We start from the raw sequence: 5,450 nt of genomic DNA, 5'->3' as shown, positions 1-5,450 counted from the left end.
GTCCAAGCCTTCAACTACCCTCGCATCCCGCGCTTCATGCCGCTCACCAGACATCGGCGTTGCTAAGAACAAACCAAATCTATACGTTCCGTTTTGTTTCCGCAACCATGCCGAGTAAAACCTAGATTTACGCAATAGAGCCATTGACAACGCCAATCTCAGACAACAATACTTTGTATACGCATCGTTTTGTTAGTGCTACCTTCAATTAGATAGCTATTCATAGCCGGAGCGCGGCTTACGTAGGCCGCCTCGCGTTTACTTCAACTCTCTCTGCCGTTTCGGAGCTCGACGCATGACCGCTAATTCCCAGTCTCCCGTGTTCGTTTCAAGCGCTGCCGCGCAGGCCGTTTTCCGTTGGAAAGATGCGATTGCCGCGCTTCAGGCCGCTTATGGGCAACATTTGCCAGCCAGGGCTACCCCGCCTCGTACCGTTGCAAGTCTTGAAAAAACCTGGCTTCGCACCTTGCCGGCAATTCCGGCAAGTGGACGCTACTTCGGCGCCAAGCTGATGGGGTCGAACATGGGCGATGCGCCACCGGGGATCGAATACGTCATCGTTCTGTTTGACCGAACGACCAATCGCATTGCCGCTTTCATTGACGCAAATCTGATGACTGGATTCCGGACTGCAGCTACGTCGGCAGCAGCCCTTGACCGCCTCGCCCCACAGAAACCTGTTCGTCTAGCCGTCATTGGAAGTGGGTTGGAAGCCTCGATGCACACCCGTGCCTTCGCAAGTGTCCGCGAACTGACCGAAATAACCGTCTACAGCCCGACGCCTGAACGGCGCGAAGCGTTTGCCACAGCGGCGACGCGAGATCTCGGTGTACCCGCTCGCGGAGTTGGTTCGGCACAAGAGGCCGTGGAAGGCGCCGACATCGTGCTGACTGCCGCACGCTCACGCGATGAAAAGCCGATTTTGTTCGGCGAGTGGTTGAAGCCGGACGCCATTGTCGTTTCGATCGGTTCGACCATCCCGGAGCAGCGTGAAATAGACATTTCCGTCGTAGAGCGCAGTGACTTGATCATCTGCGACACCCTGGAAGAAGTGCTGGAAGAGACAGGAGACATGCTTGCTGCCCATACCGCCGGGATCGAATTTCGACACAAAGCCTTCAGCCTGTCTGACCTGATGAGTGGCGCCTGCAGTGAGCAGTTGAAGCAAGCCAAGGCCCCGATGTTTAAGTCAGTCGGCGGTGGTCTTCAAGACATTGTGGTAGCGGAACTCATCCTGACCAAGGCACTTGAAGCAGGGCTCGCAACACCACTGCCAATCGATTTTGAAACAAAGCGCTGAGCGAACAGCGACGACTATCACCAACCCTGACTAACAGGAGCCTTACATGGCCAATTACAATAAGAAAGACGCTCGAGACTGGGCACGCGAAAAACTCGTTGGGGTCGCCAACGTTACGATTCCAACAATGACCTCCGACTTCAAACGCATCAATGAGAAAGCCGTTCGCCACGACGTAGAACTGGCAATCAAGCATGGCTTCGTCGGTTCGCTGTCCTGCTCGGAGGTAGCCATCACCCAAGAGCAGTACGGTGAGTTCTGTCAAATCATGGCCGATCAAGCAGCCGGCCGTCTCGTGATCGTTCACCACGCGGTGTTCAACACGCTGGAAGATAACATTGAGGCCGTGAAGCGAGCCGAAGCTGCCGGCGCCGACCTTGTACTGCTTGGCTATCCTCCGTTCTTCTATCCGAAGTCCTATGACGAAGTATTCGAGTACACCAAGGCGATCTGCGACGCGACGAACCTGGGCGTAATCATCTTCCCGCTGCCCGCCTGGGGTTTCAGCCGCTTGCACCCTGCCGATATTCCGCTGGCGGTGCTGCGTCGCATGGTCGACGAGATCCCCAACGTCGTTGCAATCAAAGCCGAAGGCGGACTGCCTTACATCATGTCGGCGATCGAAGTTCACCGCGAATTCCATGAAGAAGTCGTTATCTCATCTCCGCTTGAGTATGAGTACGTGCCTTTGGCACAAGTGATGGACATCCCATTCTGCGGAACCAACTACTCCTCTTACTACGGCCCATTGCTACCACAGATCCACAAGTTGATCCGTGCGGGCAACTACGATGAGGCAACTCAGCTCTGGTACAAAATGGATCCGGCACGTAAAGCGTTTGCAAGCCTCCCAATGGCGGCAAACGGGCTTCTCAATCGCATGATGTGGAAATACCAAGGCTGGTTGCAGGGTTACAACGGTGGTCCTATGCCGCACCCGACCCAACGTGTGTACCAGCGCGACATGGCTGTGCTACGTAAAGGGCTGGAAGCTGCTGGACTGAACCCGACCACCGACCTCGATGAAGCCTTCTTCATCGGTCGTAACTCCATTTGAGGTCTGCCCGATGAATAGCACCGCAACCTTGAATCTGAAAGACCCCGACCTGCTGCGTCAGGCAATGTTGATCGACGGCGAATGGGTCCAGGCAGACAGTGGCCAGACAATCGAGATCCACAATCCAGCCACTGGTGAATGGGTAGCGCGCGTACCAAACGGTGGAGAGTCCGAGACTCGCCGCGCAATCGCAGCGGCCGAACGCGCCATGCAGGGATGGCGCAAGACGCTGCCAAAGGAGCGTGCAAAGGTCCTGCGCAAGCTCTATGAGCTAATGCTTGAAAACATCGAGGACCTGGCGGTCATCCTGACGGCCGAACAGGGTAAGCCCTTGGTGGAATCCCGTGGCGAAATCCTTTACGCCGCAAGCTTCATCGAATGGTTCGGGGAAGAGGCGAAGCGCGTGAATGGCGACATCATTCCGCAGAATGTAGACGGTCGGCGCATTCTCGTGCAGAAAGCCCCTATCGGTGTTTTTGCAGCCATCACACCGTGGAACTTCCCCTCCGCGATGATTACACGCAAAGCCGGTCCGGGCTGGGCGGTTGGTTGCGCTGGAGTTATCAAGCCGGCCAGTCAGACCCCCCTTTCGGCACTGGCTTTGGCCGTACTCGCCGAGCGCGCCGGTCTGCCGCCTGGTGTGTGCAACGTCGTCACGGGCTCGGCCCGCGCAATCGGCGGGGAGCTCACCGCAAACCCGGTCGTTCGGAAGTTGTCTTTCACAGGTTCGACCGAAGTTGGATCGCTGCTGCTGGCCCAGTGCGCTCCGACCATCAAAAAGGCGAGTATGGAACTGGGCGGCAACGCGCCGTTCATCGTCTTTGACGATGCTGATATCGATGCCGCAGTGAAAGGTGCAATTGCCGCCAAGTACCGCAACACAGGTCAAGCCTGCGTTGCCGCCAACCGCATGCTCGTTCAATCGGGTGTTTACGATCAGTTTGCGAAGAAGCTCGCGGATGCAGCCGCTGCGCTCAGGGTTGGTAATGGCATGGATGACGGTGTGGTACTGGGTCCGCTCATCAATGGGGATGCAGTGCAAAAGGTCGAAGAGCACATTGCCGATGCGGTGAAAAAAGGTGCACGCATTGCTACCGGAGGCAAGCGTCACCCCTTGGGCGGTAGTTACTTCGAGCCAACAGTGCTCACCGATGTGTCACGCGATGCACTGATCTTCAATGATGAAACCTTCGGCCCTGTCGCTCCCCTCTTCCGTTTCGAGACTGAGGACGAGGCAATTGCGATGGCCAACGACACACCTTTTGGCTTGGCAGCCTATGTGTACGCACGTGACGTCGGTCTGATCTTCCGTGTCGTCGACAATCTTGAGTTCGGCATGGTGGGCGTCAACGAGGGGATGATCTCCACAGAAGTTGCACCCTTCGGCGGCGTGAAGACCTCCGGACTTGGCCGGGAAGGCTCAAAATACGGGATCGACGACTACCTGGAAATCAAGTACGTCGCACTGGGCGGCTTGTAAGCCGGCGATAGTGGGTGAGGTGGTGTATGTCTATAAAACATGCGCCCTCACCTACACGCATTCATCACGGCGCTGTAAATTTTGCTCAATGGCCTCACTGATAAGACGTATCAGTGGGGCTCCAAACCCTCGTCTCGCTCTACGAGATCGACACAAGTTACGCATCTGATACCACGGCCAAAAGCAGACACTCACTAGGCAATCTGATGAGATGCGGCGTGTAATGACATCCAGTTCAATAATTGAAGTCATGCCCCAACTCCGCCTGCATCCACTCCAGAAATCTTCTGACCCTTGGGAAGTTGGAATGCGCTTTCGGGAAAACCAGGTGGTGTGCAGTGATTGCCGCACTCAACTGCGGCACTACCTCGACCAACGTTCCACGCGCTAGATAATCCTGCGCAAGCAGTGTGCTTTCCAGGGCAAATCCAAGCCCGTGGCTGGCTGCCTCCAGCGTCATGTAGGAACGGTCAAAACTCAGTGTGTAAGGCTTTTCAGGGCGCGATAAACCATGTTGTGCAAACAACTGTGGCCACTTGATCAGCGTCGCCTCCGACAGAATCAGGTTGCAGTCCAGCAAATCCGCAATGGCATGAATGGGTCGTTTTTCCAGGAGTTTGGGAGAAGCCATGACCGCGATTTTTTCATTGCGCACCGTGCGCACTTCGAAACTGGGCCAGTTGGGCATTCCGTGGCGGATGTCCACGTCGATCTTGTCCCGGCTGAAGTGCAGTGACTCATAGGAACACGAAAGGTTGAGCTGGATGTCAGGATGACTCTGGCGGAATTGCTCCAGACGCGGCATCAGCCACAGCAGTCCGAAACTGGGCGATGAGTGCAAGCGCAGGCAATCGAGGCTGAAGTCACTGGTCGCGCGCTCGGTCGCCACGGCAAGGCTGTGCAGGATGCCGGACACCTCGGTCAGGTACTGCTCGCCCACCGGCGTCAGGGTCACGCCTCTGGCGGTTCGGAAAAACAGCTGTCGCCCGATCATCGCCTCAAGCTTGGCCAATTGGTGGCTGACCGCCGAAGGCGTTAAGTCCAGCAATTCGGCAGCGCGGGCGACATTGCCAAAGCGCGCTGTCTGCTCAAAGGCCTGAATGGCTTTCAGGGGTGGCAGTGTCGGGGGTACTTCGCCGGTTGAACGCATGGTGATGGTTTTTCCGCTGTAAATAGCCTGAGCCGGGCATCGAGCCATTCAACCATCCAACTGCAAAAATGACGAGTGCTGAATTTTTTTCAGTACCCAGTGAAGTTCGCGTTATTGCTCAGGAACGGGGTGGAGCACAAGCTGAGTCATCGATTCGCTACGGATCGACCCAATAGCACTCTCCAATAAGAACAATGAGGTACTCCCATGCTTCTCCAAGGCAAAGTCGCGATCATCACCGGTGCAGCCTCCGCACGTGGCATTGGCCGCGCGACAGCGACCACCTTCGCGCAACAGGGCGCACAGGTTGTGATCCTCGACTTGGATGAATCCGCCGCCCGCGATGCCGCCGCCTCCCTGGGCGAAGGCCATCTGGGTCTGGCCGCCAACGTCGCTGATGAATCACAGGTTCAGCAGGCCGTCGCGAAAATCATCGAGCATTTCGGTCGCATCGACATTCTGG

The 5,450-nt window shown here is 56.4% G+C and carries 5 protein-coding genes; 4 read left to right on the top strand and 1 reads right to left on the bottom strand.

Annotation, left to right across the window (positions count from 1 at the left end):
• The first annotated feature begins 295 nt into the window (after positions 1-295).
• Genes AC1DVH_RS25550 through AC1DVH_RS25540 form a run of 3 tightly spaced genes read left to right on the top strand, consistent with a single transcriptional unit; the run spans position 296 to position 3,837 of the window.
• Complete coding sequence (locus AC1DVH_RS25550; RefSeq protein ID WP_056723302.1) at positions 296-1,300, top strand: ornithine cyclodeaminase family protein; 1,005 nt, start codon at positions 296-298, stop codon at positions 1,298-1,300.
• Positions 1,301-1,346: 46 nt separating this feature from the next.
• Positions 1,347-2,357 (top strand): dihydrodipicolinate synthase family protein, encoded by a 1,011-nt coding sequence (locus AC1DVH_RS25545; protein WP_056723304.1) that lies wholly within the window; start codon positions 1,347-1,349, stop codon positions 2,355-2,357.
• Between the two features lie 28 nt (positions 2,358-2,385).
• A complete protein-coding gene (locus AC1DVH_RS25540; RefSeq protein ID WP_477756147.1) occupies positions 2,386-3,837 on the top strand; it encodes an NAD-dependent succinate-semialdehyde dehydrogenase in 1,452 nt (483 codons plus the stop codon).
• Positions 3,838-4,072: 235 nt separating this feature from the next.
• On the opposite strand, the gene AC1DVH_RS25535 is transcribed toward AC1DVH_RS25540, so the two are convergent.
• Positions 4,073-4,987, bottom strand: a complete 915-nt coding sequence (locus tag AC1DVH_RS25535) for a LysR substrate-binding domain-containing protein (protein ID WP_056723421.1) — start codon at positions 4,985-4,987, stop codon at positions 4,073-4,075.
• A 207-nt stretch (positions 4,988-5,194) separates the two neighbouring features.
• Here AC1DVH_RS25535 and AC1DVH_RS25530 point away from each other — a divergent pair.
• The coding region (locus AC1DVH_RS25530; protein ID WP_477756146.1) for an SDR family oxidoreductase at positions 5,195-5,450 on the top strand (256 nt) is incomplete at its 3' end.

This window comes from Pseudomonas sp. P4_C3 (assembly GCF_056402075.1).
Note: the sequence above shows the minus strand (reverse complement) of the source record. Positions and strands in the feature narration are given on the sequence as shown.